Source organism: Aureimonas ureilytica DSM 18598 = NBRC 106430, assembly GCF_000382705.1.
GTDB lineage: Bacteria > Pseudomonadota > Alphaproteobacteria > Rhizobiales > Rhizobiaceae > Aureimonas > Aureimonas ureilytica.
This window is the reverse complement of record NZ_ARQE01000009.1, coordinates 119186-144697: the sequence shown is the minus strand read 5'-3', so window position 1 is coordinate 144697 and position 25512 is coordinate 119186. Positions and strand designations below refer to the sequence as shown.

26 protein-coding genes are annotated in these 25512 nt (G+C 66.2%); 14 read left to right on the top strand and 12 right to left on the bottom strand.

Translation table 11 applies throughout. From position 1 onward, the window contains the following. Window positions 1–94: 94 nt before the first annotated feature. Window positions 95–985, bottom strand: coding sequence for a branched-chain amino acid aminotransferase (locus tag B146_RS0118140; protein ID WP_019997897.1), 891 nt, complete (start codon window positions 983–985; stop codon window positions 95–97). Between the two features lie 268 nt (window positions 986–1253). On the opposite strand from B146_RS0118140, the gene B146_RS0118135 reads away from it, so the two are divergent. The 3 genes from B146_RS0118135 to B146_RS0118125 are packed head-to-tail and all read left to right on the top strand — an operon-like array spanning window position 1254 to window position 3937. Continuing rightward, window positions 1254–1790: a MarR family winged helix-turn-helix transcriptional regulator gene (locus tag B146_RS0118135; RefSeq protein ID WP_019997896.1), complete on the top strand. Its 537-nt coding sequence runs from the start codon at window positions 1254–1256 to the stop codon at window positions 1788–1790. A gap of 10 nt (window positions 1791–1800) precedes the next feature. Beyond that, window positions 1801–2514 carry a response regulator gene (locus B146_RS0118130; protein WP_019997895.1) on the top strand — a complete coding sequence of 238 codons (714 nt, stop codon included), beginning with the start codon at window positions 1801–1803 and terminating at the stop codon, window positions 2512–2514. Between the two features lie 13 nt (window positions 2515–2527). Then, entirely contained in the window at window positions 2528–3937 is a 1410-nt protein-coding gene (locus B146_RS0118125) for an ATP-binding protein (RefSeq protein ID WP_019997894.1), read from the top strand. Between the two features lie 9 nt (window positions 3938–3946). On the opposite strand, the gene B146_RS0118120 is transcribed toward B146_RS0118125, so the two are convergent. The 4 genes from B146_RS0118120 to B146_RS0118105 all read right to left on the bottom strand — a co-directional run bounded on the left by B146_RS0118120 (window position 3947) and on the right by B146_RS0118105 (window position 6369). Continuing rightward, a complete protein-coding gene (locus B146_RS0118120; RefSeq protein WP_019997893.1) occupies window positions 3947–4306 on the bottom strand; it encodes a tRNA-binding protein in 360 nt (119 codons plus the stop codon). After that, complete coding sequence (gene proC / locus B146_RS0118115) at window positions 4303–5127, bottom strand: pyrroline-5-carboxylate reductase (protein WP_019997892.1); 825 nt, start codon at window positions 5125–5127, stop codon at window positions 4303–4305. Before proC ends, B146_RS0118120 begins: the two co-directional genes overlap by 4 nt. Before the next feature lies 1 nt (window position 5128). Next, window positions 5129–5629, bottom strand: coding sequence for a type III secretion system chaperone family protein (locus B146_RS0118110; RefSeq protein ID WP_026358721.1), 501 nt, complete (start codon window positions 5627–5629; stop codon window positions 5129–5131). Window positions 5630–6078: 449 nt separating this feature from the next. Beyond that, window positions 6079–6369: an accessory factor UbiK family protein gene (locus B146_RS0118105; protein WP_026358720.1), complete on the bottom strand. Its 291-nt coding sequence runs from the start codon at window positions 6367–6369 to the stop codon at window positions 6079–6081. A 149-nt stretch (window positions 6370–6518) separates the two neighbouring features. Between B146_RS0118105 and lgt the strand changes: the two genes are divergently transcribed. From lgt to B146_RS0118080, 5 genes are all read left to right on the top strand, one after another. Then, window positions 6519–7388 carry a prolipoprotein diacylglyceryl transferase gene (gene lgt, locus B146_RS0118100; RefSeq protein ID WP_019997889.1) on the top strand — a complete coding sequence of 290 codons (870 nt, stop codon included), beginning with the start codon at window positions 6519–6521 and terminating at the stop codon, window positions 7386–7388. Further along, window positions 7385–8491 carry a class I SAM-dependent methyltransferase gene (locus B146_RS0118095; protein WP_019997888.1) on the top strand — a complete coding sequence of 369 codons (1107 nt, stop codon included), beginning with the start codon at window positions 7385–7387 and terminating at the stop codon, window positions 8489–8491. Before lgt ends, B146_RS0118095 begins: the two co-directional genes overlap by 4 nt. A 46-nt stretch (window positions 8492–8537) precedes the next feature. Continuing rightward, window positions 8538–9335, top strand: coding sequence for a peptidoglycan editing factor PgeF (gene pgeF, locus B146_RS0118090; protein ID WP_019997887.1), 798 nt, complete (start codon window positions 8538–8540; stop codon window positions 9333–9335). A gap of 24 nt (window positions 9336–9359) precedes the next feature. Continuing rightward, entirely contained in the window at window positions 9360–10508 is a 1149-nt protein-coding gene (locus B146_RS0118085) for a M24 family metallopeptidase (protein WP_019997886.1), read from the top strand. Between the two features lie 169 nt (window positions 10509–10677). Continuing rightward, window positions 10678–11610, top strand: a complete 933-nt coding sequence (locus B146_RS0118080; protein WP_026358718.1) for a ribose-phosphate pyrophosphokinase — start codon at window positions 10678–10680, stop codon at window positions 11608–11610. Here B146_RS0118080 and B146_RS0118075 read toward each other — a convergent pair. Next, window positions 11607–12317 (bottom strand): HAD family hydrolase, encoded by a 711-nt coding sequence (locus tag B146_RS0118075; protein ID WP_019997884.1) that lies wholly within the window; start codon window positions 12315–12317, stop codon window positions 11607–11609. The two genes, B146_RS0118080 and B146_RS0118075, sit on opposite strands and share 4 nt — an antisense overlap. Before the next feature lie 232 nt (window positions 12318–12549). Here B146_RS0118075 and B146_RS0118070 point away from each other — a divergent pair, with 232 nt between their 5' ends. The 5 genes from B146_RS0118070 to B146_RS0118050 all read left to right on the top strand — a co-directional run bounded on the left by B146_RS0118070 (window position 12550) and on the right by B146_RS0118050 (window position 16138). After that, window positions 12550–13179, top strand: coding sequence for a 50S ribosomal protein L25/general stress protein Ctc (locus tag B146_RS0118070; protein ID WP_019997883.1), 630 nt, complete (start codon window positions 12550–12552; stop codon window positions 13177–13179). Between the two features lie 96 nt (window positions 13180–13275). After that, window positions 13276–13995 carry an aminoacyl-tRNA hydrolase gene (gene pth / locus B146_RS0118065; protein WP_019997882.1) on the top strand — a complete coding sequence of 240 codons (720 nt, stop codon included), beginning with the start codon at window positions 13276–13278 and terminating at the stop codon, window positions 13993–13995. 73 nt (window positions 13996–14068) lie between these two features. Beyond that, entirely contained in the window at window positions 14069–15172 is a 1104-nt protein-coding gene (ychF, locus tag B146_RS0118060) for a redox-regulated ATPase YchF (protein WP_019997881.1), read from the top strand. A gap of 91 nt (window positions 15173–15263) precedes the next feature. After that, a complete protein-coding gene (locus tag B146_RS0118055; RefSeq protein WP_019997880.1) occupies window positions 15264–15719 on the top strand; it encodes a MaoC family dehydratase in 456 nt (151 codons plus the stop codon). Beyond that, window positions 15716–16138: a hotdog family protein gene (locus B146_RS0118050; protein WP_019997879.1), complete on the top strand. Its 423-nt coding sequence runs from the start codon at window positions 15716–15718 to the stop codon at window positions 16136–16138. The genes B146_RS0118055 and B146_RS0118050 overlap by 4 nt, the downstream gene beginning before the upstream one ends. On the opposite strand, the gene B146_RS27935 is transcribed toward B146_RS0118050, so the two are convergent. The 6 genes from B146_RS27935 to B146_RS26590 form a co-directional block, all read right to left on the bottom strand. Then, window positions 16125–17936 carry a GGDEF domain-containing protein gene (locus B146_RS27935; protein ID WP_019997878.1) on the bottom strand — a complete coding sequence of 604 codons (1812 nt, stop codon included), beginning with the start codon at window positions 17934–17936 and terminating at the stop codon, window positions 16125–16127. The genes B146_RS0118050 and B146_RS27935 overlap by 14 nt on opposite strands. 144 nt (window positions 17937–18080) lie before the next feature. Then, a complete protein-coding gene (locus tag B146_RS0118040) occupies window positions 18081–18965 on the bottom strand; it encodes a cytochrome c1 (protein ID WP_407638565.1) in 885 nt (294 codons plus the stop codon). 83 nt (window positions 18966–19048) lie between these two features. After that, the gene (locus B146_RS0118035) at window positions 19049–20347 is read right to left on the bottom strand and encodes a cytochrome b (RefSeq protein WP_019997876.1); all 1299 of its coding nucleotides are present in this window, start codon (window positions 20345–20347) and stop codon (window positions 19049–19051) included. 17 nt (window positions 20348–20364) lie between these two features. Next, window positions 20365–20925 (bottom strand): ubiquinol-cytochrome c reductase iron-sulfur subunit, encoded by a 561-nt coding sequence (gene petA, locus B146_RS0118030; protein WP_019997875.1) that lies wholly within the window; start codon window positions 20923–20925, stop codon window positions 20365–20367. 196 nt (window positions 20926–21121) lie between these two features. Next, entirely contained in the window at window positions 21122–23005 is a 1884-nt protein-coding gene (locus B146_RS0118025; protein WP_019997874.1) for an ABC transporter ATP-binding protein, read from the bottom strand. After that, window positions 23002–24897, bottom strand: a complete 1896-nt coding sequence (locus B146_RS26590) for an ABC transporter ATP-binding protein (protein ID WP_019997873.1) — start codon at window positions 24895–24897, stop codon at window positions 23002–23004. Before B146_RS26590 ends, B146_RS0118025 begins: the two co-directional genes overlap by 4 nt. Window positions 24898–25055: 158 nt before the next feature. Between B146_RS26590 and B146_RS0118015 the strand changes: the two genes are divergently transcribed. Continuing rightward, the gene (locus B146_RS0118015; protein ID WP_019997872.1) at window positions 25056–25511 is read left to right on the top strand and encodes a tRNA (cytidine(34)-2'-O)-methyltransferase; all 456 of its coding nucleotides are present in this window, start codon (window positions 25056–25058) and stop codon (window positions 25509–25511) included. Window position 25512 lies beyond the last annotated feature (1 nt).

The following is a 25512-nucleotide window of genomic DNA, read 5'->3' as shown; positions in this document are numbered from 1 at the left end:
CCTATCATAGGGCGCGGCGCGGCTCCAAACGGGGTGCGCGCATGAAAAAGCCGGCCTCGAAGGGCCGGCTTTCCGATGATCCCGAGCGAGGCGCCTATTCCGCCGCGAGACGCTTGGGCTGAACCTCGTTCATGTAGTCCTCCACCAGCTGGCGCGTGATCTCGCCCGGCTGGAAGCGGTAGGGGCCGATCTCGGCCACCGGCGTCACCTCGGCGGCGGTGCCGCAGAGGAAGCATTCCGTGAAGCCTTCCATCTCTTCGGGCTGGATGGCCCGCACCACGACCTCGATCCCGCGACGACGGGCCAGATCGATCACCGTGCGGCGCGTGATGCCGTCGAGGAAGCAGTCCGGCGTCGGCGTGTGGATCGCGCCGTCCTTGACGAAGAAGACGTTGGCGCCCGTCGCCTCGGCGACGAGACCGCGCCAGTCGAGCATCAGGGCGTCGGCATAGCCCTTGGCCTCGGCGGCGTGTTTCGAAAGGGTGCAGATCATGTAGAGGCCCGCCGCCTTGGCGCGCGAGGGCGCCGTGCGCGGGTCGGGGCGGCAATATTCGGCAATGTCGAGCCGGATGCCCTTCATGCGCTGCTCGGGGTCGAAATAGCTCGGCCACTGCCAGATCGCGACCGCGACGTTGATGCGGTTCTTCTGAGCGGAAACGCCCATGGACTCGGAGCCGCGCCAGGCGATCGGGCGCACATAGGCATCCTGGAATCCCTGACGGCGCAGGAGCTCGGTGCAGGCCGCGTCGATCTCCTCGGCCGAATAGGGCACGGTGAAGCCGAGAACGCGGCCGGACTCGATCAAGCGCTCGGTGTGCTCGCGCAACTTGAAGATCTCGCCGCCATAGGCGCGCTCGCCCTCGAACACGGCGCTCGCATAGTGCAGGCCATGGGTGAGGACATGAACCTTGGCGTCGCGCCAGGGCACGAACTCGCCATTGTACCAGATCTCGCCGTCGAGCTGATCGAATGCCACGGTGCTCATGATGATTGTCGCGCCCTTGGCGGGCGGCCTTTCCTGATCGTTCGTCCGCGACGCCCTCCCGGCGCGCGTCCCTCCCCGGTCACTCAGCCATGCCGGGGCGCCCGCTTCAAGCGAAAGCGCCGGCAAGGCGGGATCGATGGGCGGAAACGCGGCGGGCCGCACGAGTTCACTCGATCGCGACGAGCCTGCCGGCGGGCGGGCTGTTCCAACCGATGCGCAAGGGTGTAACAATGGAAGCAATATACGTCAATATTGCTGACCTTTCTTGATGGACGCCGCATTGCCCGAGACCGCCCGGCCGCCCGGCCCCCGCATCGTGGAAGACCCCCTGCCGACAAGGGGCGAGCTCGACTTCCGCCTGATCGAGCTGTTCTTCTTCGCTTATCGCGAGTTCACGGCCGATGCCGATTCGATCCTGACGCGCTACGGGTTCGGGCGGGCGCACCATCGCATCCTGCATTTCGTCAACCGCGCGCCCGGCATGACGGTGGCCGATCTCCTGGAGCTGCTCCAGATCACCAAGCAATCGCTCTCGCGCGTCCTGCGGCAGTTGATCGACGAGGATTTCGTGGTGCAGGTGCAGGGCAGCGACGATCGCCGGCAGCGCCGCCTCTACCCGACGGAAAAAGGCCGCACTCTGACGCTGGAACTGTCGCGGGCGCAGGTCCGCCGCATCGACGCCGCCTTCCGCGCCGCCGCACTGGACGATCCGGCCCTCGTGAACGATTTCCTTCTGGAAATGGGGATAGACCGCAAGGCGACGCGCGACTGGTTCACCCGGCAGGGCATCGGAAAGGAGACGTGAGGCTGTGACTTTGTCCGAAAGCGTGGCGCGCCCCGAGGCGCTGGACGACGACGCGCCGCATCTTCTCGTGGTGGACGACGACCGCCGCATCCGCAGCCTCCTGTCGCGCTTTCTCTCGGAGCGCGGCTTTCGCGTTTCCGTGGCGGCGGACGCGGCCGAGGCGCGGCGCATTCTCGTCGGCCTCGACTTCGACCTGATGATCGTCGACGTGATGATGCCCGGCGAGACAGGCCTCGACCTCACCCGCTCGCTTTCGGCCATTCGCGACATCCCGATCCTGATGCTGACGGCGCGCTCGGAAACCGACGACCGCATTCTGGGGCTGGAAGCGGGCGCGGAGGATTATCTCGCCAAGCCCTTCGACCCGCGCGAGCTTCTGCTGCGGGTCAACAACATCCTGAAGCGCGGCAATGTCTCGCCCATCCAGAAGGTCGAGCATGTGCGCTTCGGACCCTTCACCTTCTCCCTGTCGCGGCGGGAGTTGAAGCGCGGAACCGAGATCATTCGCCTGACCGAACGCGAGCAGGACATCATGGTCCAGTTCGCGCAGAAGGCGGGCGACACGATCCATCGCCAGGACCTTCTCGGCGGCGAGGCCGATGTCGGCGAGCGCACGGTGGACGTGCAGATCAACCGCCTGCGCCGCAAGATCGAGAGCGACCCCGCCAACCCGCTCTGGCTCCAGACGGTGCGCGGCATCGGCTACCGGCTGAACGTCGATTGACCGGCCAAACGCGATGACCCTCTTCGAGCGCTGGCGGGCGGACCGCTTCTCGTTCCTGCCGGGGCTCGGCAAGCTGCGGGTCTGGCGCGGGCCGTTCCGCCATGTGCCCCGCTTCGTGTCGCGGCGCACGCCGAAGGGCCTCTATGCGCGCTCCCTGATCATCATCATCGCGCCCATGGTGCTGCTTCAGTCGGTTCTCGCCTTCGTCTTCATGGAGCGGCACTGGCAGACCGTGACGCAGCGTCTGTCGACCGCCGTGGTGCAGGACATCGCGGCGGTGATCGACATTATCGACCAGTACCCGCAGGACCCCGAATTCCTGACGATCAACCGGATCGCTCGGGAGCGCCTGGGTCTGAACGTCCTTGTCCTGCCGCCCGAGCCCCTGCCCCCGCCGGCGCCCAAGCCCTTCTTCAACATTCTGGACGGCATTCTATCGGAAGAGATCACGCGGCAGATCGGCCTGCCCTTCTGGATCGACACGGTGGGCGAATCCCGCATCGTGGAAATCCGCATCCAGCTTCCGCACCATCTCCTGCGCGTCTTCGCGCCGCGCAACTCGGCCTACGCGTCCAACACGCATATCTTCCTCGTGTGGATGTTCGGCACCTCCGCCGTGCTGCTCCTGATCGCCATCCTCTTCCTGCGCAATCAGATCCGCCCGATCCAGAAGCTCGCGCAAGCCGCAGAGGGGTTCGGGCGCGGCCTGCCCATGCCCTCGGATTTCCGCGTCCGGGGCGCGTCGGAGGTGCGGCGCGCCTCCGTCGCCTTCATCCAGATGCGCGATCGGATCGAGCGGCAGATCGAGCAGCGAACGCAGATGCTGAATGGCGTCAGCCATGACCTGCGCACCGTTTTGACCCGCTTCCGGCTGCAGCTCGCGCTTCTCGAGGAGAACGAGGACCGGCGGGAGCTCGAAGAGGACGTCAACGAGATGGGCCGGATGTTGGAAGGCTATCTCGCCTTCGCCAAGGGCGAGGCCGGCGAGGATGTGGGCGAACTCGACCTCGAACGCCTGTTTGCCCGGTTCGAGAGCGAAGCGGTGCTGAAGAACCGGGAGATCACGTCCGACATTCTCGGCGATCCGCTCATCACCGTGCGGCCGGACTCCTTCACCCGGCTCGTCGGCAATCTCGTCGCCAACGCCATGCGCCACGGCAGGCATGTCCATCTCACCGCGCGACATGACGACCGCTGGCTGACGATCTCGGTGGAGGACGACGGTCCGGGCATCGCCTCGGACAAGCGCGAGGAGGTCTTCAAGCCCTTCGTGCGGCTGGACGAAGCGCGCAATATCGACGCGGGCGGAACGGGCCTCGGCCTTGCCATCGCCCGGGACATCGCGCGCAGCCACGGCGGCGACATTCTTCTGTCGGATTCCAAGCTCGGCGGCCTCAAGGCCATGGTGCGGCTGCCGGTCTAGAGCGCGCCTCTAGAAGAGCTGCGCGCCGTTCGGCACCGGATGGCTCGGCGCGGCCAGGACGACATGGCCCGCCTCGTCGGGAAAGCCGAGCGTCAGCACCTCCGAGCGCACCGGACCGATCTGCCGAGGGGGGAAGTTCACGACCGCCATGACCTGACGGCCGACCAGCTCGTCCAGGCTATGACGCACGGTGATCTGCGCCGAGGACTTCTTTTGTCCGATCTCGGGTCCGAAATCGATGACCAGCTTGAAGGCCGGTTTGCGCGCTTCCGGAAAGGGTTCGGCCGAGACGATCGTCCCGATGCGGATATCGACCTTCATGAAGTCGTCGAAACTGATCTCGGCGGAGGGTCCGGCCTTCTCGCTCATGCGCGCGACAGCTCCTCGGCCCGCGCCTTGGCGGCCGCGACGGCCTTTTTCAGGAGCGGGCCGAACCCGTCCTCGGCCATCAACACGCCGAGCGCCGCCTCGGTCGTGCCCTTCGGCGAAGTCACGTTGCGGCGAAGCTGGGCCGGATCGTCCTCCGAGCGGAGCATGAGTTCGCCCGCCCCGGCCACCGTGTGCCGGGCGAGACGCATGGCGAGCGCCGGGTCGAGCCCGGCGGCCGCGCCCGCTTCCGCCAAAGCTTCGGCAAGAAGGAAGACATAGGCCGGGCCGCTGCCCGAAACCGCCGTCACCATGTCGATCTCGGCTTCGTTGGACACCCACTCCACCGGACCGCTCGCCGACAGGAGGCGATCCGCGACGCTGTGGGCGTGATCGTCCACCAGCGCGTTGGCATAGGCACCCGTGATGCCGCGTCCGATCAGGGCCGGCGTGTTCGGCATGGCGCGCACGACAGGGTGCGCGCCCAGAAGCGCCTCGATCGACGCGACGGTGCGCCCGGCCGCGACGGAGAGAACCAGCGTCTTGGCGACGAGAACGGGTGCGAGCGGCGCGGCCGCTTCATCCAGAAGCTGCGGCTTGACGGCGAGCACGACGACGTCCTGCGGCGTTTCCGGCGCGGAGGTGCGGTGGCGCACGCCTTGATCGAACAAGGGCAGCAGCGCGTCCGACGGCCGAGGATCGACCACGGTGACGCTGGCCGGGTCGAGACCGGCGGCGATCCAGCCGCGCAGCATCGCCCCGCCCATATTGCCGCCGCCGAGCAGCGTCAGATGCCCCGCCGAAAAGCCCGTCGCCGCCGTCATCTCAAGCGTTCCCCACCGTATCGAACACGGCGCAGGCGAGCGCGCCCTCGGCATCCCGGTCCGCCCAGAGAACGAACTGGAACGCCTGATAATAGCGCTCGCAGGCCTCCAGCGCCGCCGCAAGCAGGCGCTCGGCCTGCTGGCCGGAGGGCTGCTGCCCGCCCGGAAGAAGCATCGTGTGGCGGAACATGACCGCGCCTTCGGAGGGCCACAGGTCGAAATGGCCGAGAAGCTGCTGCTCGTTGATCTTGGCCAGAAGCCGCAGCACCTCGCCCTCGCGACGGGCGGGCACCTTCATCGAAAAGGCACATCCGAGGTGTAGAACTTCCGCATCTTCCATCCAGCAGAAGGACACCGAATAGTTCGACCAGACGCCGGTCACGGCGACCTCGATCTCATTGTCGCAAGAGCGCTCGAACGCCCATTCACGGCGCGATGCCACGCGCTCGATCACGTCCACCGGATTGGTGTGACGTCTCGGTTCCCACTGAGCCAGTTGCATCTCAATCCCCATGCCGCACCTGATGCGGGACCGCCGGGCGCCGCACGCAACCCGCCGTCCGCAAAGCGTGTGCCTCGCACGCCTCGCTTCCGCATTCCGGCTCCTCGCCGCCGCGGCGAATCAGCCTTATGAATCAGTGTATAGAGCGCGACTCCGGATGCCAGAGCGGCCGGGCGATTTTAATCGTTTTCAAACGGTTTTCGGCGTCATGGTCGAAGGTCCGAAATCGATAAGCGACTCCCGGAAAAGGACTTTCCGAGTCGCCTCGTCCGAGCGGACTTGCCGACAAATCTGTGCATAGGCTGTGGATAAGATTCGGGCGGCTCGAACGGCCCGGATGCGCGGCGCATCCCTCTCCCCCAAAACGCGTTTCCGGACATGAAAAAAGCGGCTCGACCCCTGCCGAACCGCCCCGATGATCACTGCGCCTTTCGGCGAAGACGAGAGCGTTACATCGCGTCCGGCACGTCCGCCGGCTTCACCTCGCCGGTGCCGAGCTTGGCTTCCAGATCGGCGATGCGCTTCTTCAGCGCTTCGTTCTCCATGCGCGCCTTGGCCGCCATCTCGCGGACGACCTCGAACTCTTCGCGCTGGACGAGATCCATCTGATTGATGAACCGCTCGCCCTGCGTGCGGAACACGGTCTCCATCTCGCGGCGCACGCCCTGAGCAGCGCCAGCCGCGTCGGTCATCATGCGGGCGAACTCGTCCAGCATGCGGTTCGGTCCTCGGTTCGTCATGGCTCGGCTCCAATGGCGGCAACTCAGGCTGGAGGTAGGCGCTCGCAGGGCGCTTGGCAATGGAGCCGCCCGGCTTGACCGGGACGCCATCCCATCGCAAAGGGTCCCCCGCCGGCGTCTCGGCCCGGGAAACGAGGGAAACCGAACCTATGCTGACGCAAGCCGCATTCGGCCTTCTCACCTATCCCCAGATCGACCCGGTGTTTCTGCAGATCGGACCGATCGCGTTGCGCTGGTACGGGCTCGCCTATGTGGCGGGCATTCTCTGCGGCTGGATGTACGGACGCTATCTCGTTTCGACCCCGCGCCTCTGGCCGAACGGCGTGTCGCCGATCACCAGAACGCAGATCGACGATTTCATCGTCTGGATCACGATCGGCATCGTGGCGGGCGGGCGTCTCGGATCGATCTTCTTCTACGATTTCGACCGGATCGCCGCCGATCCGCTCTCGGCCTTCCGCGTCTGGGAAGGCGGCATGTCCTTCCATGGCGGGCTCATCGGCGTGACCATCGCCATGCTCCTGTTCTGCCGCACGCAGAAAGTGCCCTTCTTCTCGCTGGTGGACGTCGTCGCCGCCTCCGTGCCCTTCGGCCTCTTCTTCGGCCGCATCGCCAATTTCATCAATGGCGAGCTGTGGGGCGCGCCGACGAGCGTGTCCTGGGCCATGGTGTTTCCCCATGCGGGGCCGGAGCCGCGCCATCCGAGCCAGCTTTACGAGGCCGCGCTCGAAGGCATCGTCCTGTTTCTCGTCCTGCGCTTCGTCACGCATGGCTTGAAGGGCCTCGGGCGTCCGCGCCTGACGGCCGGGGTCTTCATCTTCCTTTATGGCTGCGCCCGCATCTTCGTGGAATTCTTCCGCATGCCGGATGCGCAGCTCGGCTATCTCCTCGGCACGAGCTGGGTGACGATGGGCATGATCCTGTCCGTACCCATGCTGCTCGTCGGCATCTGGGCCGTGGCGACGGCCAAGCCGCGCGTTTACGAGCCGCGCGTGGACGCCGAGCCGAGCCGCGCTTGACGGGGCCCGGCCCGACGCCGCTCGACCGGCGCGTTCGCGAGGAGCTCGCCGCGCGCGGGCCGATGCGGCTGGACCGCTTCTGGACCATTGCGCTGTTCGATCGCGAGCACGGCTATTACACGACGCGCGATCCGTTCGGCACGGAGGGCGACTTCACCACCGCCCCCGAAATCAGCCAAATGTTCGGCGAGCTGATCGGCGCGTGGCTGGTCGCGGCCTGGCGCGGGCTCGGGCGCCCCTCCCCGTTTCTCCTGTGCGAGATCGGCCCGGGGCGCGGCACGCTGATGGCCGATATCCTGCGCAGCGTCCGACAGCTCGACCCCGACATGATGCGCGCGGCGCGCGTTCGTCTGGTGGAAACCAGCGACCGGCTGGCGGCGGGCCAGATCGAGCACCTGTCGCGCTTCGACCTGCCGATCGTCCGCCACCGGAGATTGGACGAGCTGGAGCGCTTGCCGCTGCTTCTCGTCGGCAACGAGCTTCTGGACGCCGTCGCCATTCGCCAGCTTCGCTTTTCCGACGGGGCGTGGCGGGAGCGGGTGATCGCGCTCGGGCCCGATGGCGCGCTGCAACTCTCGGACGGCGAGCCGATGCGCTCGGTGCCGGCGGCCCTCGCTAAACTCGGCCGCCCGCCGGAGGGGGCCGTGTTCGAATTCTCGCCGGAGCGCGATGCGATCGTCGCTTCGATTGCCGGCCATCTCGCCGCGCGCAGCGGAGCCGCGCTCCTGATCGATTACGGCCATGCCGCGTCCGGCTTCGGCGACACGCTCCAGGCGCTCAGGCAGCATCGCTTCGCCCCCGCCCTGGATCAGGTCGGCGCGGCCGACATCACCAGCCATGTGGATTTCGAACGCGTGCTGACGGTGGCGCAGGAATGCGGCGTCGCGCATGGGGCACTGGCGACGCAGGGCGATTTTCTGCTTTCGCTCGGGCTTCTGGAACGCGCCGGCGCCCTCGGTGCCCCGCTGGACGAGGCGGGGCGCAGCGCCGTGACGCAGGCCGTCCACCGCCTCGCCGGCACCGGACCGGACGAGATGGGCGCGCTGTTCAAGGTCGCCGCCCTGTCCAGCCGCGCGCTGGCGCTTCCGCCTTTTTCGAGCTGAGGAGATTTCATTGACTCCGAGCGCCCCGTCCCCCACCCTCCGCGCCATGAATGAGACCGCCTCCGCCGCCCTGCGGCCCGACGACGTGCTTCAGGCCCCGACGCTTCAGGGCGACGGCCAGCTGCACCATGCCTTTTTCACCCGCGCCGGCGGCGTCTCGAAAGGGCTCTATGGCGGCTTGAATGTCGGCGTCGGCTCGCAGGATGCGCCCGAGGATGTGCAGGAAAATCGCGCACGCGCGGCGTTCTTTCTCGGCCGCGCGGACGGCGTGATCGCGACCCCCTGGCAGATCCATTCGCCTGATGTCGCCGTGGTGGATGCGCCCTTCGGCACGGAGCGGCCGAAGGCCGATGGCGTGGTGACGCGTGTGCGCGGTCTGCCGATCGGCGTGGTGACGGCCGATTGCGGGCCGGTTCTCTTCGCGGACCGGGACGCCGGCGTCATCGGCGCGGCTCATGCGGGCTGGCGCGGGGCGATCGGTGGCGTGCTCGATCGGACGCTGGACGCGATGGAAGACCTCGGCGCCCGGCGCGAGCGGATCGTCGCCGTGCTCGGGCCGACCATCACGCAGCCGAACTACGAAGTCGACGCGGCGATGATGGAGCCGTTCCTCGCCGAGGACGCCGCCAACGAGCGCTTCTTCACGCCCGGCCGCAGCGAGACCAAACGGCAGTTCGACCTGCCCGCCTATATCGTGGCCAAGCTGACGCGCCTCGGCGCGCAAGCCTCCTTCGTCGGCGCCTGCACCTATGCCGAGGAGAGCCGCTTCTTTTCGTTTCGCCGCACGACCCATCGCGGCGAGCCGGACTATGGTCGCCAGCTTTCGGCCATCGTCCTGCTCTGACCGCCGCCAGCCGGAGCGAGACCCATGCTGCATTTTTCAGCCGACGAATTCGCGAACCGTCGCGCCCGCCTTCAGGCGGAGATGGCGGAGCGCAAGCTCGACGCCCTGCTCCTGTTCGCGCAGGATTCGATGTACTGGCTGACGGGCTACGACACGTTCGGCTTCTGCTTCTTCCAGTGCCTCGTCGTGAAGAGCGACGGCGAGATGCGGCTCGTCACCCGCTCGGCCGATCTTCGGCAGGCGCGCCACACCTCCAATATTGAGACGATCGTGCTCTGGCGCGACCGCGGCGGCGCGAATCCGGCGATCGAACTTCGCGACATGATGGACGACATGGGCCTTCTCGGCGCGCGGGTCGGCGTCGAATGGGCGACGCAGGGGCTGACGGCGGCCAATGGGCGTCTCGTCGAGGAAAAGCTCGGCTCCTTCGCGACGCTGAGCGACGCGTCCGACCTCGTCCCGGCGCTTCGGCTCGTGAAAAGCGAGGCCGAGATCGCCTATGTGCGCGAAGCGGCGCGCATGGGCGACGACGCGTTCGAAGCCATGATGCCGCTCGTGCGCGAAGGGGCCGACGAGTCCGAGCTTCTCCATGCCTTGCAGGGCTCGATCCTGCGCGCGGGCGGGGACTACTCCGCCAACCCGTTCGTGCTGGGCTCGGGCGCCGACGCGCTTCTCTGCCGCTATCGCTCGGGCCGTCGCCAATTGTCGGCGCAGGACCAGCTTACCGTGGAATGGTCGGGCGTTCGGGCGAACTACCATGCGCCGCTCATGCAGACGGTGACGGTCGGGCGCCCCTTGATCCGCCACGAGGAGCTCTTCCAGGCGGCGCGCGAGGGCATGGAAGCGATCGAAGGCGCACTGCGGCCCGGCCAGACCTTCGGCGACGTGTTCGACGCCCATGCGCGGGTCGTGGAAGCGCACGACCTCGTGCGCCATCGTCTGGCGGCCTGCGGCTATTCGGTGGGCGCACGCTTCGCTCCGTCCTGGATGGAGCCGCAGATGTTCGTCGCCGGCAATGCCGAGCCGATCCAGCCCGGCATGACGCTTTTTGCCCACATGATCCTCATGGATTCCGACAGCGGAACGGCCATGGCCGTCGGCCGGACCTATCTGACGACGGAGGGCGCGCCCGAATGCCTGTCGCGCCTGCCGCTCGAACTTCCGTTCGCTTGAGCCTCGAGAGGTTTCCGGCCGCGTTTGCCATTCGCGGGGAATTCTCGGGTGAGAAGCTTGAATCTTTCCATGATCTTGTTATGAGCGCCCCAACGGCGGAGGGCTCTTCCGTCTCACCGGGCGCAGCCAGCGGCTCGACGCGAACCCTCATGCAGTGGTGCGGGACACGATGAAACTTTTTGTCGGCAACTCCAATCGTAGCCTCGCCGAGTCGATCGGCAAGTATCTGGAGCTGCCTCTCGGCCTCGCATCGGTGAAGCGCTTCGCGGACCAGGAAATCTTCGTCGAGATCCAGGAGAACGTGCGCGGCGAGGACTGTTTCGTCATTCAGTCCACGTCCTATCCGGCCAACGATCACCTGATGGAACTGCTCATCATGATCGACGCGCTGCGGCGCGCTTCGGCGCGGCGCATCACCGCCGTCCTCCCCTATTTCGGCTACGCGCGGCAGGACCGGAAGGCCGGCGGACGCACGCCGATCTCGGCCAAGCTCGTCGCCAATCTGATCACGGAAGCCGGCGCCGACCGCGTCATGACGATGGATCTCCACGCAGGTCAGATCCAGGGCTTCTTCGACATTCCGACCGACAATCTCTTCGCCGTGCCGCTGCTCGCGCGCGACATCAAGGAACATCTGGAGACCGACCATGTGATGGTCGTCTCTCCCGATGTCGGCGGCGTGGTGCGTGCCCGCGCGCTCGCCAAGCGTCTCGACGCGCCGCTCGCGATCGTCGACAAGCGCCGCGAGAAGCCGGGCGAGTCCGAGGTCATGAACATCATCGGCGACGTCGCCGGTCGCCACTGCATCCTGATCGACGACATCATCGATTCCGGCGGCACGCTGTGCAACGCGGCCGACGCGCTGATGGCGGCGGGCGCCAAGGGCGTTCGCGCCTATATCACGCACGGCGTCCTGTCCGGCGGCGCTGTCGCCCGCATCGCCGCCTCCTCGATCGAAGAGCTGGTCATCACCGATTCGATCGAGCCGACCAAGGCGATCCGCGAAGCGCGCAACATCCGCGTCGTGACCACCGCGACGCTGCTGGGCGAAGCGATCTCGCGCACCACCACCGAACAGTCGGTGTCCTCGCTCTTCGACTAGCCGGCCTCCCCTTCGATCGACGCGATCAGCGCCGGGAGCTCAGTGAGCGTCTCGATGCGCCGAAAACGCGGCGCCTCCAGCGGCGCTTCGGCATGTTCGTATTCCCATGTCAGCTGGTGGGGCACATGCACGCCCCAGCTTCCGGCCGCGAGCGCCGGGAGAACATCGGAGCGCAGTGAGTTGCCGACCATCATGGCGCGCTTCGCGCCGTCCCCATGGCGGCCGAACACGCCGTGATAGGTCGCCTCGCTCTTGTCCGACACGATCTCGACCGCGTGGAACAGATCGCCGAGGCCGGACGCCGCGAGCTTGCGTTCCTGGTCGAACAGGTCGCCCTTCGTCACCAGAACGAGGCGGAACGCGCCCGCCAGCTCTTCCAGCGTTTCGCGCGCGCCGAGCAAGGTCTGCACGGGATGGCGCAGCATTTCGCGGCCATAGCCCAGAATTTCGCCGATGACGCTCGAGGGAACGCGCCCGTCGGTCAGCTGAACGGCGGTCTCGATCATCGACAGGGTGAAGCCCTTGATGCCGAAGCCGTAGAATTCGAGATTGCGCTTTTCCGTTTCGAACAACAGGCGACCGATCGTGCCGGCGTCGCCATGCTCGGCGAGAAGCATGGCGAAGCGCTCCTGCGTCAGGCGGAAAAAGCTTTCGTTTTCCCAGAGCGTGTCGTCGGCGTCGAAGCCGATCGTGGTCAGCGCGCGCATCGCAACTCCCCTTCCCGGTCCCGGCAGGCTAGCGCCAGGGCCGCGAACCCGCAATCGGCGCCCTGTTCTTGCGAAAGATGGGCCTGCGCGTTATAGGCAAACCGTCCGCGCGGACACCCTTGGAGGCAGCGCGGACGAAAAGCGGCCCGCAACGGCCGCTTTTCGTCGTTTCGGTCCGCCAGACGGCGGATACCGCCTCGACAACCTCTGAACGAACTCAAAGGATAAAGTCATGAGCGAGAGCTACACGGTCAAGGCCGAGCTGCGCCAGAAGGTCGGCAAGGGGGCCGCCAGACATCTGCGCCGCAACAACATGGTTCCGGCCGTCATCTATGGCGACAAGCAGGACGCCCTGCCGATCGCCGTCCCCTACAAGGAAACCTTCCTCAAGCTTCACGCTGGCGGCTTCCTGACCACTGTCGTCACGATCGAAGTCGACGGCAAGCAGATCAAGGTCCTCCCGAAGGACTACCAGCTCGACGTCGTCAAGGACACGCTGGCCCATGTCGACTACCTGCGCGTCTCCGACCGCACGGTCGTTACGGTCCGCATCCCCGTTCACTTCGAGAACGAAGACGCGGCGCCGGGCATCAAGGCCAAGAACGGCACGCTGAACGTCGTCCATCACGACATCGAAGTGCATTGCTCGGCCGAGTCGATCCCGGAGGGCTTCACGCTCGACGCGTCGAAGCTCGACATGGGTGACGCGCTCCATGCGTCCGACCTGAAGCTGCCGAAGGGCGTTTCGCTGTCGACCGACGAAGACTTCGTGATCGCGACCGTCGTTCCCCCGATGAGCGAAGAAGCGGACGAAGCCGAAGAGGCCGAGGCCGGCGAAGCGGGCGCTTCCGAAGAGAAGTAAGCCGCTCCGGCTCACTGACGCGGCGCGAGCGGGGTTCGTCCTCGCTCGCGCCTGCAACGTGAAGCCGCAAGGTCACAGCACGAAGGATTCCGCGACATGCTGCTGATGGTCGGCTTGGGCAATCCTGGCCCGCAATACGAGGGAAACCGGCACAATATCGGTTTCATGGCGGTGGACGAGATCGCCCGCGCCCTTTCCTTCGGGCCCTGGAGCAAGAAGTTTCATGGCGAGATCGCCGAAGGCGTGATCGAAGGCCGGAAGGTGATCCTTCTGAAGCCTCTCACCTTCATGAACGACAGCGGCCGCTCGGTTCAGGCCGCCGCCGCCTTCTACAAGATTCCGCCCGCCGACATTCTAGTTTTCCACGACGAGCTCGACCTGCCGCCCGGCAAGGTGCGCGTGAAGCTCGGCGGGGGCCATGGCGGCCATAACGGGCTCCGCTCGATCGACGCGCATTTGGGCAAGGACTACCGGCGGGTGCGTCTGGGCATCGGCCATCCCGGCTCCAAGGAACGGGTGAACCCGCATGTGCTCGGCGATTTCGCCAAGGTCGACCGCGAATGGCTGGAGCCGCTGTTCGACGAGATCGCGCGTCACGCCGGCCCGCTCGTGAAGGGCGAGGACGCCGTCTTCATGAACCGCCTTTCGCTCGCCACCGGCGGCTCGCAGGAACCGACCGGCGCCAAGGGGGCCGCGCCGAAAGCCGCCGCCAAGGGGCAGAGCCATATCCGTCAGGCGCGCACGGGCGGGAAGCCCGCGCTGCCCACCACAGGCCCGATGGCCGGCATGCTGAAGAAGCTGTTCGGCGGGGACTGACCTTTCATCGACCACTGCCCGCCCTCGCGGCGGCGCCGGGCGCGACGACGCGCCTCCAAACCGAGGATAGAGCATGGGCTTTCGCTGCGGCATCGTGGGGCTTCCGAACGTCGGCAAGTCGACCCTCTTCAACGCGCTGACCAAGACCGCCGCCGCGCAGGCGGCCAACTACCCGTTCTGCACGATCGAGCCGAACACGGGCGATGTCGGCGTGCCCGACAAGCGCATGGGCGCCATCGCCAAGATCGGCAAGTCGGCGCAGATCATCCCGACCCGCATCACCTTCGTCGACATCGCCGGCCTCGTGCGCGGCGCGTCGAAGGGCGAAGGCCTCGGCAACCAGTTCCTCGCCAATATCCGCGAAGTGGACGCGATCGTTCACGTCCTGCGCTGCTTCGAGGACGACGACATCACGCATGTCGAAGGCCGCATCAACCCGGTGGCTGATGCCGAGACGGTCGAGACCGAGCTGATGCTCTCCGACCTCGAGAGCCTGGAGCGCCGCATCACCGGCGTGCGCAAGAAGGCGCAGGGCAAGGACAAGGAAGCGCTCGCGCAGCTGCCGATCATGGAGGCCGTGCTCGCGCGCCTGCAGAACGGCGAGCCAGCCCGCGTGCTTCTCGCCGGCTTCGACGCGGAGGAGAAGCGCGAGCTTCGCAATCTCAATCTCCTGACCTCGAAGCCCGTTCTCTATGTCTGCAACGTCGCGGAAGCCGATGCGGCGACCGGCAACGAATACAGCCGCGCCGTCGAGGAGATGGCGAAGAAGCAGGGCGCGCGCGCTGTCGTGATTTCGGCGGCCATCGAAGCCGAGATCGCCCAACTCGGCGAAGAGGAAGTCGGCGAATACCTGGAGGCCATGGGCCTCACGGAGCCCGGTCTCGATCGCCTGATCGCCGAAGGCTACGCGCTTCTCGACCTCATCACCTATTTCACCGTCGGCCCGAAGGAAACACGCGCCTGGACCGTGAAGCGCGGCGCCAAGGCGCCGGCGGCGGCGGGCGTCATCCACACCGACTTCGAGAAGGGCTTCATCCGCGCCCAGACCATCGCCTACGATGATTTCGTCACGCTGGGCGGCGAGGTCGCCGCCAAGGAAGCCGGCAAGGCGCGCGACGAAGGCAAGGAATATGTCGTGCAGGACGGCGACATCATGATGTTCAAGTTCAACGTCTGAACGAGCGTCAAGGCCCGGCGGGGCTCGCCCCGCTGGCGCACCCGCAGGGCTTCCCCTATCTTCGCGCGTGCAGCGTTTCGGGAGGCACGAGTTGCGTTACTTCGAGGATTTCACGCCGGGCACGCGGTTCGCGCTCGGCCCGTATACGGTGGAGCGCGAGGCGGTTCTGGAGTTTGCCCGCGCCTTCGACCCGCAGCCCTTTCATCTCGACGAGGACGCCGCGAACCAATCGCTGCTCGCCGGCCTTTCGGCCTCCGGCTGGCATACGGCGGCCATGATGATGCGGATGATGTGCGACGGCTATCTCCTGGACAGTTCCTCGCAGGGCTCGCCCGGCGTGTCGGAGCTGAAATGGCTTCGCCCGGTTCGGCCCGGTCACGTGCTCGTCGGCGAAGCCGAAGTCTTGGAAGCGCGCCTCGTCCGCTCGCGGCCCGAGCTCGGCGTCTGCCGAATGCGGAATACGCTCCGCGAGCAGGGAACCGACGAAGTGCTCATGACCTGCGAGTACGGTCTTTTCCTGAAGACGCGCCCAGCCGACGCGCAATGAGCGCCTTCGACGAGATCGAGATCGGCCGCAGGGACGCGCTCGGTGCCTACCATTTCGAGCCGGCGGAGGCGGACGCCTTCGCTCGGCGCTTCGATCCGCTGGTGCTCGTCTCGAGCGACGACGACGCGCCGCTCGTATCGCCCTGGCACGTGGCGGCAGCTTTCATGCCGCTCAACGTCGCGTTTCAGGCAAAGGCGGATCTGTTCCGGTTCGGCCCCTCCCCCGGCGTCTCCGACCTCGTCTGGCACCGCCCCGTCCTACAAGGCGAGACCTTGCGCTACAGCCAGACCACCACCGCCAAGCGGCGCACCGCGCGGCTGGCCGGCTGGGGTCTTCTGACCACGCATGTGGAAGCCCGCGACGAGGCGGACGAGCTGGTTTTCTCGATGACCGGCCGGGTGCTCGTCAGGACCGATTGACGATCGAGGACGGTTCGACCTTTCGCCGCGCCGCCTTGGCACTATCGGACCATTTCGACACGATGCGATTGGTGATGCGGACGCGGTTTCGCCCGGCAGCTTTGGCCGCGTAGAGGGCCTCGTCCGCATATTCGTGAAGCGCCGTCCAGTCGACGCCCTCGCGCGCCGCGAACGCGACGCCGAAGCTCGCGGTGACCCGCAGAGGTCCGTGCCCCTCGCCGATGGGCACGGCCGTCCGCTCGATGCGCGCGCGCAGGCGCTCGGTCAGCATCTGGGTTTCCACGAGCTCGCCGTTCCAGAGAAGAACCACGAACTCCTCACCGCCGTAGCGCGCCACGATGCCGTTCAGCCCGACTTCGGTATCCAGAACGCGCGAGATCGCCTGCAGAACGAGATCGCCGGCCTTGTGGCCGTAGGTGTCGTTGACGCGCTTGAAATGATCGATGTCGAGCGCGAGGAGCGCGACATCGCTGGTCTGGGCCAGACTTCGGGGCGGTCCGCTGTCACGGGCGGCGTCGAAGCCGCGCCGGTTCAAAAGCCCCGTCAATTCGTCGGTCACGGACAGAAGTCTCAGACGCTCCGACAGGGCCGCGCGCTCCGCATCCAGCACGATGCGCTCGCGCTCGCGTTCCTTTAGCGTCTCCAGCGCCCGGAACAGGCTGCTCACCTGCGGCACCGAGCCGGTATAGACGGGGCTGTCGGTGATACGTCGCTCGCTGATGGACAGGATTTCCTGCCGGAAGGCGAGAAGCGGGCGCAGCACCTGGCGGAACGTGTTCCAGGCGAGGATCGGAAGCAGCGTCAGGATCAGCGCGGTGAGAAGCAGGCTCACCGTCATGCGCATCGTGGCCTGAGACGAGAAGGCCTTGGCGTCACTCGTCATTCGTTCCAGGTACAGATCGCGCATGCCGGCGATGAGCTTCGTGGCCGGCTCGTAGATGTCGTAGATCTGCTGAGCCGGCGGCAGGGTTCGCGAATAGCCGGAGGCGGCCCGCTCGATCTGGCGGGAGATATAGGGCAGTGCCTTGCCGAAATAGGCGGCGCGCAGCGCTTCGCCGGCTTTGATCAGTTCGTCGGAATCGGGCGCGGGGACGATCTGCGCGCCGCCGACGTCCCACAGGGCGTAAATGCGTTGGATGATTCGAAGCGCCTGCATCTGCGCATCGCTCGGCAGGAGCGTTCCCGCCGCGATGAAGGGCAGAACTTCGGACGGCAACCTCACGGCCGAATCGTTGAGCGAGGCCAGCAAGCGGACCATCGCGATCTTGCCGCCGATATTGGGGTCGGCAACCTCGATCCGCCGCGACACGATGCTGAGCATCGGGACGATCGTCTCGGAGGCTGAGATCATTCCTCGAACCACGGACATGCGCAGACCGACGGAACGCTGTGTCAGCGGCATGACGAGAAGGGCGTCGCCCCGCGCGCGCTCGGTCTTGAGCTGCGCGCGCAGGAAGTTGAAGTTCATCGCGGACGCGATCCCGGTGTCCTTCGCGCGCCGCTCGAAATGGTCCAGCGCGAGATCGGTGCGAGACCGCCAACGCGCCAATTGATCCAGCCAGACGGGGTCGTTGACCGTATTCTGCGAGAGCGCCGCTTCGAAAGGCTCGCGCTCCTCGACGATCGCGTTCGCCGCCTTGAAGCCGAGTTCGAACGTGCGGAGTTCCTCGAGCGTCGAACTCGCGCGCGATTTCATCGTCATCGCAGACGACAGGGTCATGACCCCCTGGATCGCCGAGGCGAGGAGGAGCACCAACATGCCGGCCTGAAACAGCTCTATGGCATTGGGGCGCCGCATCCAGTCCTCCGAACGATTGGCCGGAAGAATGCGGGGGCAAATCTGAAGAAAGAATGGAGAGTCCCTGTCAGGATTTTTACTCACCCAAACGAAACAAGGAGGCCGAAGCCTCCTTGTGTGTCGTCTCGTATAGGTCGCACGCCCTCAGTGCGGCGTACCGGCCCAGACCCGCTTCTTGACCAGCGCCAGCATGATCGCAAAGCCGATCAGGAAGATCATCACGACGAAGCCGGTCGCCTTGCGCTCGACGAGATGCGGCTCGGCCGCCCACATCAGGAAGGCGGAGACGTCGCGCGAATACTGGTCGACCGTTTGCGGGGCGCCGTCGTCGTAGGTGACCTGACCGTCGCTCAGCGGCGGAGCCATGGCCAGCGCCGGGCCAGCGATGAAGTGCGGATTGTAGTAGGTGCCCGGATTGATCACCATGCCTTCGGGCGGCGTGCGGCCGTAACCCGTCAGCAGCGAGTGAATGTAGTCCGGCCCGCCCTCGGCATATTGCGTGAAGATGTCGAAGACGAAGGTCGGGAAGCCGCGCTCCACGGCGCGCGCCTTGGCGATCAGCGAGAGATCCGGCGGATGCGCGCCGCCGAGCGCCGCGGCGGCCGCTTCCGGGTTCGGGAAGGGCGACGGGAGACGGTCCGCCGGAATGCCCGGACGCTGGAACATCTCGCCCTGCGCGTTCGGCGCCGGGTCGGTGATCTGATACTCGGCCGCGAGTGCCCGCACCTGCGCGTCGGAATAGCCGAGCGCCGTGAAGTTGCGGAACGACACCAGATTCATCGAGTGGCAGGCCGAGCAGACTTCCTTGTAAACCTTCAGGCCGCGCTGGAGCTGCCCGAGATCCCAGTGACCGAACGGTCCGGCGAAGCTCCAGTTCAGAAGCTGCGGCTTTTCCAGCGGGTAATGCGGCGTGGCGTGCTCGCTCGCACCACCGCTGGCATGGGCCGCTTCCGTGCCGCGCGCGGCGTCCGGCGCCGCGCCGGGCGGCTGACCGGCGACGTCGGGCGCGCTCGCGGGCGCCTGGGCCATGGCGGGCGCGGCGATGCCGAGAAGGCAGGCCGCGACGAGGGCTGACAGTCTTTTCTTCATGGCAATACTCTCCCCACGCGCCATCAGCGTTTGGTTTCCGGCGTCGCCGTCGCGCCGGCAGGCACGGAGCGTCCGCCACCATGCTTGGCGAGCACGGCTTCGGAGATCGAATTGGGAAGCTTATGGGGCTTCTCGATCAGGCCGAGCACCGGCAGCACGATCAGGAAGTGGGAGAAGTAATAGATCGTGCCGATCAGCGCGAGCGTCGGGTAGATGCCTTCCGCCGGACGCGAGCCGAGCCAGCCGAGAATCACGGCGTTCACCGCGAAGATCCAGAAGAAGATCTTGTAGATCGGCCGGTAGTTCGTCGACTTCACGCGGCTCGTGTCGAGCCAGGGCAGGAAGAGGAGGATGATGATCGAGGCGAACATCACCAACACGCCGCCGAGCTTGGAATCGATCGGGCCGATGTTGAACGTGATGGCGCGCAGCATGGCGTAGAAGGGCAGGAAGTACCATTCCGGCACGATATGCGCAGGGGTCTGCAGCGGGTTCGCCGGGATGTAATTGTCCGGGTGACCGAGATAGTTCGGCAGATAGAAGACGAAGTAGCAGAACACGGCCAGGAACACGACCATGGCGAGGCCGTCCTTGATCGTGGCATGCGGCGTGAACGGAACCGTGTCCTTCGCGGACTTGATCTCGACGCCGGTCGGATTGGTCTGCCCGGTCACATGCAGCGCCCAGATGTGCAGGATCACGAGACCCGCGATCATGAAGGGCAGCAGATAGTGAAGCGCGAAGAAGCGGTTGAGCGTCGCGTTGTCAACCGCGAAACCGCCGAGCAGCAGGGTCTGGATCGCATGACCGACGCCCGGGAAGGCGGTGAAGAAGCCGGTGATGACGGTCGCGCCCCAGAAGGACATCTGACCCCAAGGCAGCACGTAGCCCATGAAGGCGGTGGCCATCATCAGAAGGAAGATGATGACGCCGAGAATCCAGAGAACCTCGCGCGGCGCCTTGTAGGAGCCGTAGTAGAGGCCGCGGAAGATATGGAGATAGACGGCGATGAAGAAGAACGACGCGCCGTTGGCATGCATGTAGCGCAGGAGCCAACCCCAGTTGACGTCGCGCATGATGCTCTCGACGGACTGGAAGGCGATGCCCGAATTGGCGGCATAATGCATCGCCAGGACGACGCCGGTCAGGATCTGGAGCCCGAGGAACAGGGCGAGAATGCCACCGAACGTATAGGCGTAGTTCAGATTGCGCGGCACCGGAAAGGCCACGAAGGAATCATAAAGAAGCCGCGGTAGCGGGAGGCGCGCGTCAAGCCAGCGCATCACGCCGCTCGACGGCACATAGGACGAATGACCGCTCATGATCGGTTGCCTCTCCCTTAGCCGATACGAATCTTGGTGGGGGTCGTGAATGCGTAGAGCGGGATCGCCATGTTCTCCGGCGCGGGACCCCGCCGGATCCGACCGGCCGTGTCATAGTGCGAGCCGTGGCAAGGGCAGAACCAGCCTTCGAAGTCGCCTGCCTGACCGTTCGGCACGCAGCCGAGATGCGTGCAGACGCCGATCATCACCAGCCACTTCTCCTGGCCGGCGGCCGAACGGTTCTCGTCGGTCGCCGGGGCATCGGCGGGAATGTTGGCGTTCCGGGCGATCGGGTCCTTCAGCTCGGCGAGCGGAACCCCCCTCGCCTCCTCGACCTCCTTCTCCGTGCGCTGACGGATGAAGATCGGCTTGCCGCGCCACTTGGCGGTGATCGACTGGCCTTCCGCAACCTGCGAGACATCGACATCGATCTGCGCCAGCGCGAGCGCCGCCGCATCCGGGTTCATCTGGTCGATGAACGGCCAGACGGCCGCCGCCGCTCCCACCACGCCGGCCGCGCCGGTGGCGATGAAGAGAAAGTCCCGCCGTGTGGGTTCACTTGTGTGGTCGACGCTCACGGGTCCCTCCCCCTCCTTCGAGGCCCCGAGGGCGCCCTCGCCCTCGAACCCTTGTCAGCACCCGAACGCCCCCCATCAGACGTTCAGGCGAATGTGGGCGAATGCCCGTTTTCGGCCAATTTTCTATGCGGCGCTTTGGAACTTGTCCAGACTTCGACGGCAACACCGGGCACTCTGTCGCTGCCTGGCGACAGGTTCATTCCGCCGCGTCCTCCGCCAGGAAACCGCCGGACTGCCGACGCCAGAGCGAGGCATAGAGTCCGCCGCGCCGCACGAGCTCGGAATGGGTCCCTTCCTCGACGATCCGGCCCTGGTCGATCACCACGAGCCGGTCGAGACTGGCGATCGTGGACAGGCGATGGGCGATGGCGATGACAGTTTTTCCTTCCATCATCGCGGACAGATTGTCCTGGATCGCCGCCTCGACCTCCGAATCGAGCGCCGAGGTCGCTTCGTCGAGAACGAGGATCGGCGCGTCCTTCAGGAAAACCCGCGCGATGGCGATGCGCTGGCGCTGGCCGCCCGACAGCTTGACGCCGCGCTCGCCGACATAGGCGTCCATCCCCGACCGGCCGCTGGGATCGCTCACCCGTCCGATGAAGTCGAACGCGTCGGCCCGCCGCGCCGCGGCTTCGATCTCGGCCTCCTTGGCCTCCGGCCGGCCATAGGCGATGTTTTCGCGAATCGAGCGATGGAAGAGCGAGGTGTCCTGCGTCACGACGCCGATCGCGCCGCGCAGCGTCGCCTGCGTGACGCCGGCGATGTCCTGACCGTCGATCAGAATCTGCCCCTTCTCCACGTCGTAGAGCCGCAGGAGGAGATTGACGAGCGTCGTCTTGCCCGCGCCGGAGCGGCCGACGAGGCCGACCTTCTCGCCGGGGCGAATCGCCAGGTTGAAGCCTTCGATCACACCGCCGCCCTTGCCGTAGTGGAAGGTGACGTCGCGAAACTCCACGGCTCCGCCAGAGGGCTTGAGATCCGGCGCATCGGGCTTGTCCACCAGCGCCGGCCGCAGCGACACCGTGCCGACCGCATCCTGGATCGTGCCGTAATTGCGCACGAGACCGTTGATGTTGAACATCATCCAGCCGCTCATCTGATTGAGCCGAAGGACGAGGCCGAGCGCGGCGGCGACATCGCCCGTCGTCACTCCGCCCCCCATCCAGGAATGAATGACGATGGCGCCGATGGCCGTCATCATCATTCCGTTGAGAACGGCGACGGCGGTGCGAACGGCGGTGATCGCCCGCGTCATGGAGCGCACGGATTCGACGAAGCGCCGGAAGCCGTCGAGCACGAAGGCATCCTGGCGCCGCGACGTGTCGAAGAGCTTCACGGCGAGGATATTGGTGAAACTGTCCACCACGCGGCCGGACATGACCGACCGCGCCTCGGCCGTTTCGCGCCCCGCGCGGCGGATCTGCGGCAGGAGGTGGCGCACGATCCAGCCATAGCCGGCGGCCCAGACGAGGAGCACGAGGCCCATGCGCCAGTCCATCGCGCCGAGAATCGCGAAGGCGAGAAGGGCGAAGGTGACGAAGCTCCAGAAGGTTTGGAGGGTCGTGACGATGAAATCGCCCGTCGCCTCGCCGACCTGCTGCACCTTCTGCGCGATGCGGCCGGCGAAGTCGTTCTGGAAGAACGTGTAGGACTGGTCCATCAACCGGCGATAGGCCTGCCAGCGGATGCGATTGTAGAGCGAGGGGACGATGATCTGCTGCTCGAAGACGGAGGCCGCGAACAGGACGAGCGCCCGCAGCACCAGCGTGAACAGGGCAAGGCCGATCAGAAAGCCGCCGTGTTCGGCAAGAAGCGTCGCCGGAGAGGACGTGTTCAGCGAATCCACGACCCAGCCGACGGCCGCGTAGAGGACCGCATCGACGCCGCCCGTCAGACCGCCCGTGACGAGAAGGCCGAGGAACGGCCATTTGGCCTCGCGCGCGAAATGCCAGATGAAGCGATTGGCATCGCTCGGCAGCGGCGAGAGCGCGCCGACGCGGCGCGGCCGCCCGGCTTCCTCGCCGCCATCGCCATAGGGGTCGACGATGCGCTCGAAGCGTTTCAGAAGGCGCTGCATCATTCGGCGGCCCGCGCGTCCTTCAGCGCTTCGCCGATCGTCTCGCCCTCCTCGCCCGCGTCGAGGAAGCCGCCCACCTGCCGGCGCCAGAGAGAGGCATAAAGGCCGCCGCGCTCCAGAAGCTCGGTGTGGGTTCCCTCCTCCACGATCCGGCCCTTGTCGAGAACCACGAGCCGGTCGAGCGCGGCGATGGTGGACAGGCGATGGGCGACGGCGATGACGGTCTTGCCCTCCATCAGGCGATAGAGATTTTCCGCGATCGCCGCTTCCACCTCGGAATCGAGCGCCGAGGTCGCTTCGTCCAGAAGCAGGATCGGCGCGTCCTTCAGCATGACGCGGGCGATGGCGATACGCTGGCGCTGACCGCCCGAGAGTTTCACGCCGCGCTCGCCGACTTCCGCGTCGAGACCCTTGCGGCCGTCATTGTCTGTCAGCGCCGAAATGAACTCGCCGGCTTCCGCCCGCTCGATGGCGCGCGCCAGCTCATCCGGCGAGGCGTGCGGTCGGCCGTAGAGAATGTTCTCGCCGATCGTGCGGTGGAGGAGCGAGGTGTCCTGCGTGACGACGCCGATCTGGGCGCGAAGCGAGTTCTGCGAGACCTCGGAAATATCCTGCCCGTCGATCAGGATGCGCCCGCTCTCGACATCGTAGAAGCGCAGGAGGAGGTTCAGGAGCGTCGACTTGCCGGCACCCGAGCGGCCGACGAGGCCGATCTTCTCGCCCGGACGGATGGTGAGGGAAAAGTCGCTGAGAACCGGACCGGCCGCGCGGTGCGAGACGGCCGAGCGATAGGAGAAGCCGACCTTTTCGAACCGGACCTCGCCCTGCGTCACCGCGAGGGGTTTGGCGTTCGGCGCGTCGAGAAGGGCGACGGGCTGGGTGAAGGTCGAGATGCCGTCGCGAATCGTGCCGATATTCTCGAAGAGCTCGGAGACTTCCCACATGATCCACTGGCTCATGCCGTTGAGGCGCAGGACGAGGCCGAGGCCGACCGCGATGGCACCGACGCTCAGGAGCTCGTTGACCCAAAGCCCGATGCCGACCGCGCCGACCGCGAAGAGCAGCACCGAGTTGAGAAGATAGAGCGTGGAGAAGAAGAGATTGATGAGGCGTGCCTGACCGCGAACCGTGCCGAGGAACTCCTCCATCGAGTGCCGGGCGTGAACGGCCTCGCGTTCGGTATGGGCGAAGAGCTTCACCGTTCCGATGTTGGAATAGGCGTCGACGATGCGGCCGGTCATCGCGGCGCGCGCGCCGGCCTGTTCGGAGGCGACACGCATCAGGCGCGGGATGAAGTAGCGCAGGAGCAGGACGTAGAAGCCGAGCCAGGCGACGAAGGGCAGGACGAGGCGCCAATCGGCCGAGGCGATCATCACCACGATGCCCGTGAAGTAGACGGTGACATAGAGCATGACGCCGATCGACTTCATCACCGTTTCGCGCACGGCGAGCGCGGTCTGCATCAGCTTGGTCGAGATGCGGCCGGCGAATTCGTCCTGAAAGAAGCCGAGCGACTGGTTGAGCAGCCAGTTGTGGACGCTCCAGCGGAAACGCATCGGGAAATTGCCGAAGATCGCCTGGAAGGAGATGAGCGAGGAGGCGAATGTCAGAAGCGGCAGCGCGAGCAGCACGACGCCGCCGATGATGCCCAAGCGCCAGCCCTCGGTGGCGAGGAAGGTCTCGCGCGAGGTGGAGGAGAGCCAATCGACGATCTGGCCGAGAAAGCCGAACAGCGAGACTTCGATCGCCGACACGAGCGCCGTGCCGATCGCATAGAGAAGCAGAAGCGGCCAGATCGGGCGCGCGTAATGCCAGATGAAGCCGAACAGGGTCGAGGGCGGGCTGGCGCGTTCCGAGGGAAAGGCGTCGACGAGACGTTCGAAATAGGAAAACATGAGGCCGGTCCGATGCTACGACGCGCGTATCCGCCCCTGGCGCCGGAGCGCCGAGGCAAGTCAGGACTGCTCATATAGGCAATCCGGCCGCGCTTTCATGACGCCGGCCTTCAGCAAATCCGCCGTCCCCCATCAATCGCCGAAGAAACGAAGCCCGCATGGCCCTTTCGATCGCCCTCTACCAGCCCGACATCGCCGGCAACACGGGAACGCTCCTGCGGCTCGGCGCCTGCCTCGGGCTCGACATCGAGATCATCGAGCCGGCGGGCTTCGACCTGTCGGACCGCAACCTGAAGCGCGCCGGCATGGACTATCTCGAAATGGCGCGACTGGTTCGGCATGTGGACTTCGAGGCCTTCGAGCGCGCCCGGCGCGAAGCGGGGCGTCGGCTCGTGCTTCTGACGACGAAGGGCGCCAGCGATTATCGCGACGTCGCCTTTTCAGGCGATGACGTGCTTCTGTTCGGACGCGAAAGCGCCGGCGTTCCAGACCGTGTCCATGAGCTCGCCGATATCCGCGCGGTCATTCCCATGCAGCCGGGGGCGCGGTCGCTCAATCTTGCGGTCAGCGCGGCGATGGTGGCCGGCGAAGCGTTGCGGCAGCTTCGCGCTTGAG

What these genes read in the sequence shown, in the direction of transcription:
- B146_RS27935 (WP_019997878.1), bottom strand. Translation starts at nt 17,936, where the DNA reads ATGCGGCGCCCCAATGCCATAGAGCTGTTTCAGGCCGGCATGTTGGTG.
- B146_RS0118040 (WP_407638565.1), bottom strand. Translation starts at nt 18,965, where the DNA reads ATGGCCCAGGCGCCCGCGAGCGCGCCCGACGTCGCCGGTCAGCCGCCC.
- proC (WP_019997892.1), bottom strand. Translation starts at nt 5,127, where the DNA reads ATGACGGCGGCGACGGGCTTTTCGGCGGGGCATCTGACGCTGCTCGGC.
- B146_RS0118070 (WP_019997883.1), top strand. Translation starts at nt 12,550, where the DNA reads ATGAGCGAGAGCTACACGGTCAAGGCCGAGCTGCGCCAGAAGGTCGGC.
- lgt (WP_019997889.1), top strand. Translation starts at nt 6,519, where the DNA reads ATGCTGACGCAAGCCGCATTCGGCCTTCTCACCTATCCCCAGATCGAC.
- pth (WP_019997882.1), top strand. Translation starts at nt 13,276, where the DNA reads ATGCTGCTGATGGTCGGCTTGGGCAATCCTGGCCCGCAATACGAGGGA.
- B146_RS0118080 (WP_026358718.1), top strand. Translation starts at nt 10,678, where the DNA reads ATGAAACTTTTTGTCGGCAACTCCAATCGTAGCCTCGCCGAGTCGATC.
- B146_RS0118075 (WP_019997884.1), bottom strand. Translation starts at nt 12,317, where the DNA reads ATGCGCGCGCTGACCACGATCGGCTTCGACGCCGACGACACGCTCTGG.
- B146_RS0118035 (WP_019997876.1), bottom strand. Translation starts at nt 20,347, where the DNA reads ATGAGCGGTCATTCGTCCTATGTGCCGTCGAGCGGCGTGATGCGCTGG.
- B146_RS0118110 (WP_026358721.1), bottom strand. Translation starts at nt 5,629, where the DNA reads ATGCAACTGGCTCAGTGGGAACCGAGACGTCACACCAATCCGGTGGAC.
- B146_RS0118085 (WP_019997886.1), top strand. Translation starts at nt 9,360, where the DNA reads ATGCTGCATTTTTCAGCCGACGAATTCGCGAACCGTCGCGCCCGCCTT.
- B146_RS0118105 (WP_026358720.1), bottom strand. Translation starts at nt 6,369, where the DNA reads ATGACGAACCGAGGACCGAACCGCATGCTGGACGAGTTCGCCCGCATG.
- B146_RS26590 (WP_019997873.1), bottom strand. Translation starts at nt 24,897, where the DNA reads ATGTTTTCCTATTTCGAACGTCTCGTCGACGCCTTTCCCTCGGAACGC.
- B146_RS0118135 (WP_019997896.1), top strand. Translation starts at nt 1,254, where the DNA reads ATGGACGCCGCATTGCCCGAGACCGCCCGGCCGCCCGGCCCCCGCATC.
- B146_RS0118120 (WP_019997893.1), bottom strand. Translation starts at nt 4,306, where the DNA reads ATGAGCGAGAAGGCCGGACCCTCCGCCGAGATCAGTTTCGACGACTTC.
- B146_RS0118025 (WP_019997874.1), bottom strand. Translation starts at nt 23,005, where the DNA reads ATGATGCAGCGCCTTCTGAAACGCTTCGAGCGCATCGTCGACCCCTAT.
- ychF (WP_019997881.1), top strand. Translation starts at nt 14,069, where the DNA reads ATGGGCTTTCGCTGCGGCATCGTGGGGCTTCCGAACGTCGGCAAGTCG.
- B146_RS0118125 (WP_019997894.1), top strand. Translation starts at nt 2,528, where the DNA reads ATGACCCTCTTCGAGCGCTGGCGGGCGGACCGCTTCTCGTTCCTGCCG.
- B146_RS0118015 (WP_019997872.1), top strand. Translation starts at nt 25,056, where the DNA reads ATGGCCCTTTCGATCGCCCTCTACCAGCCCGACATCGCCGGCAACACG.
- pgeF (WP_019997887.1), top strand. Translation starts at nt 8,538, where the DNA reads ATGAATGAGACCGCCTCCGCCGCCCTGCGGCCCGACGACGTGCTTCAG.
- B146_RS0118050 (WP_019997879.1), top strand. Translation starts at nt 15,716, where the DNA reads ATGAGCGCCTTCGACGAGATCGAGATCGGCCGCAGGGACGCGCTCGGT.
- B146_RS0118140 (WP_019997897.1), bottom strand. Translation starts at nt 985, where the DNA reads ATGAGCACCGTGGCATTCGATCAGCTCGACGGCGAGATCTGGTACAAT.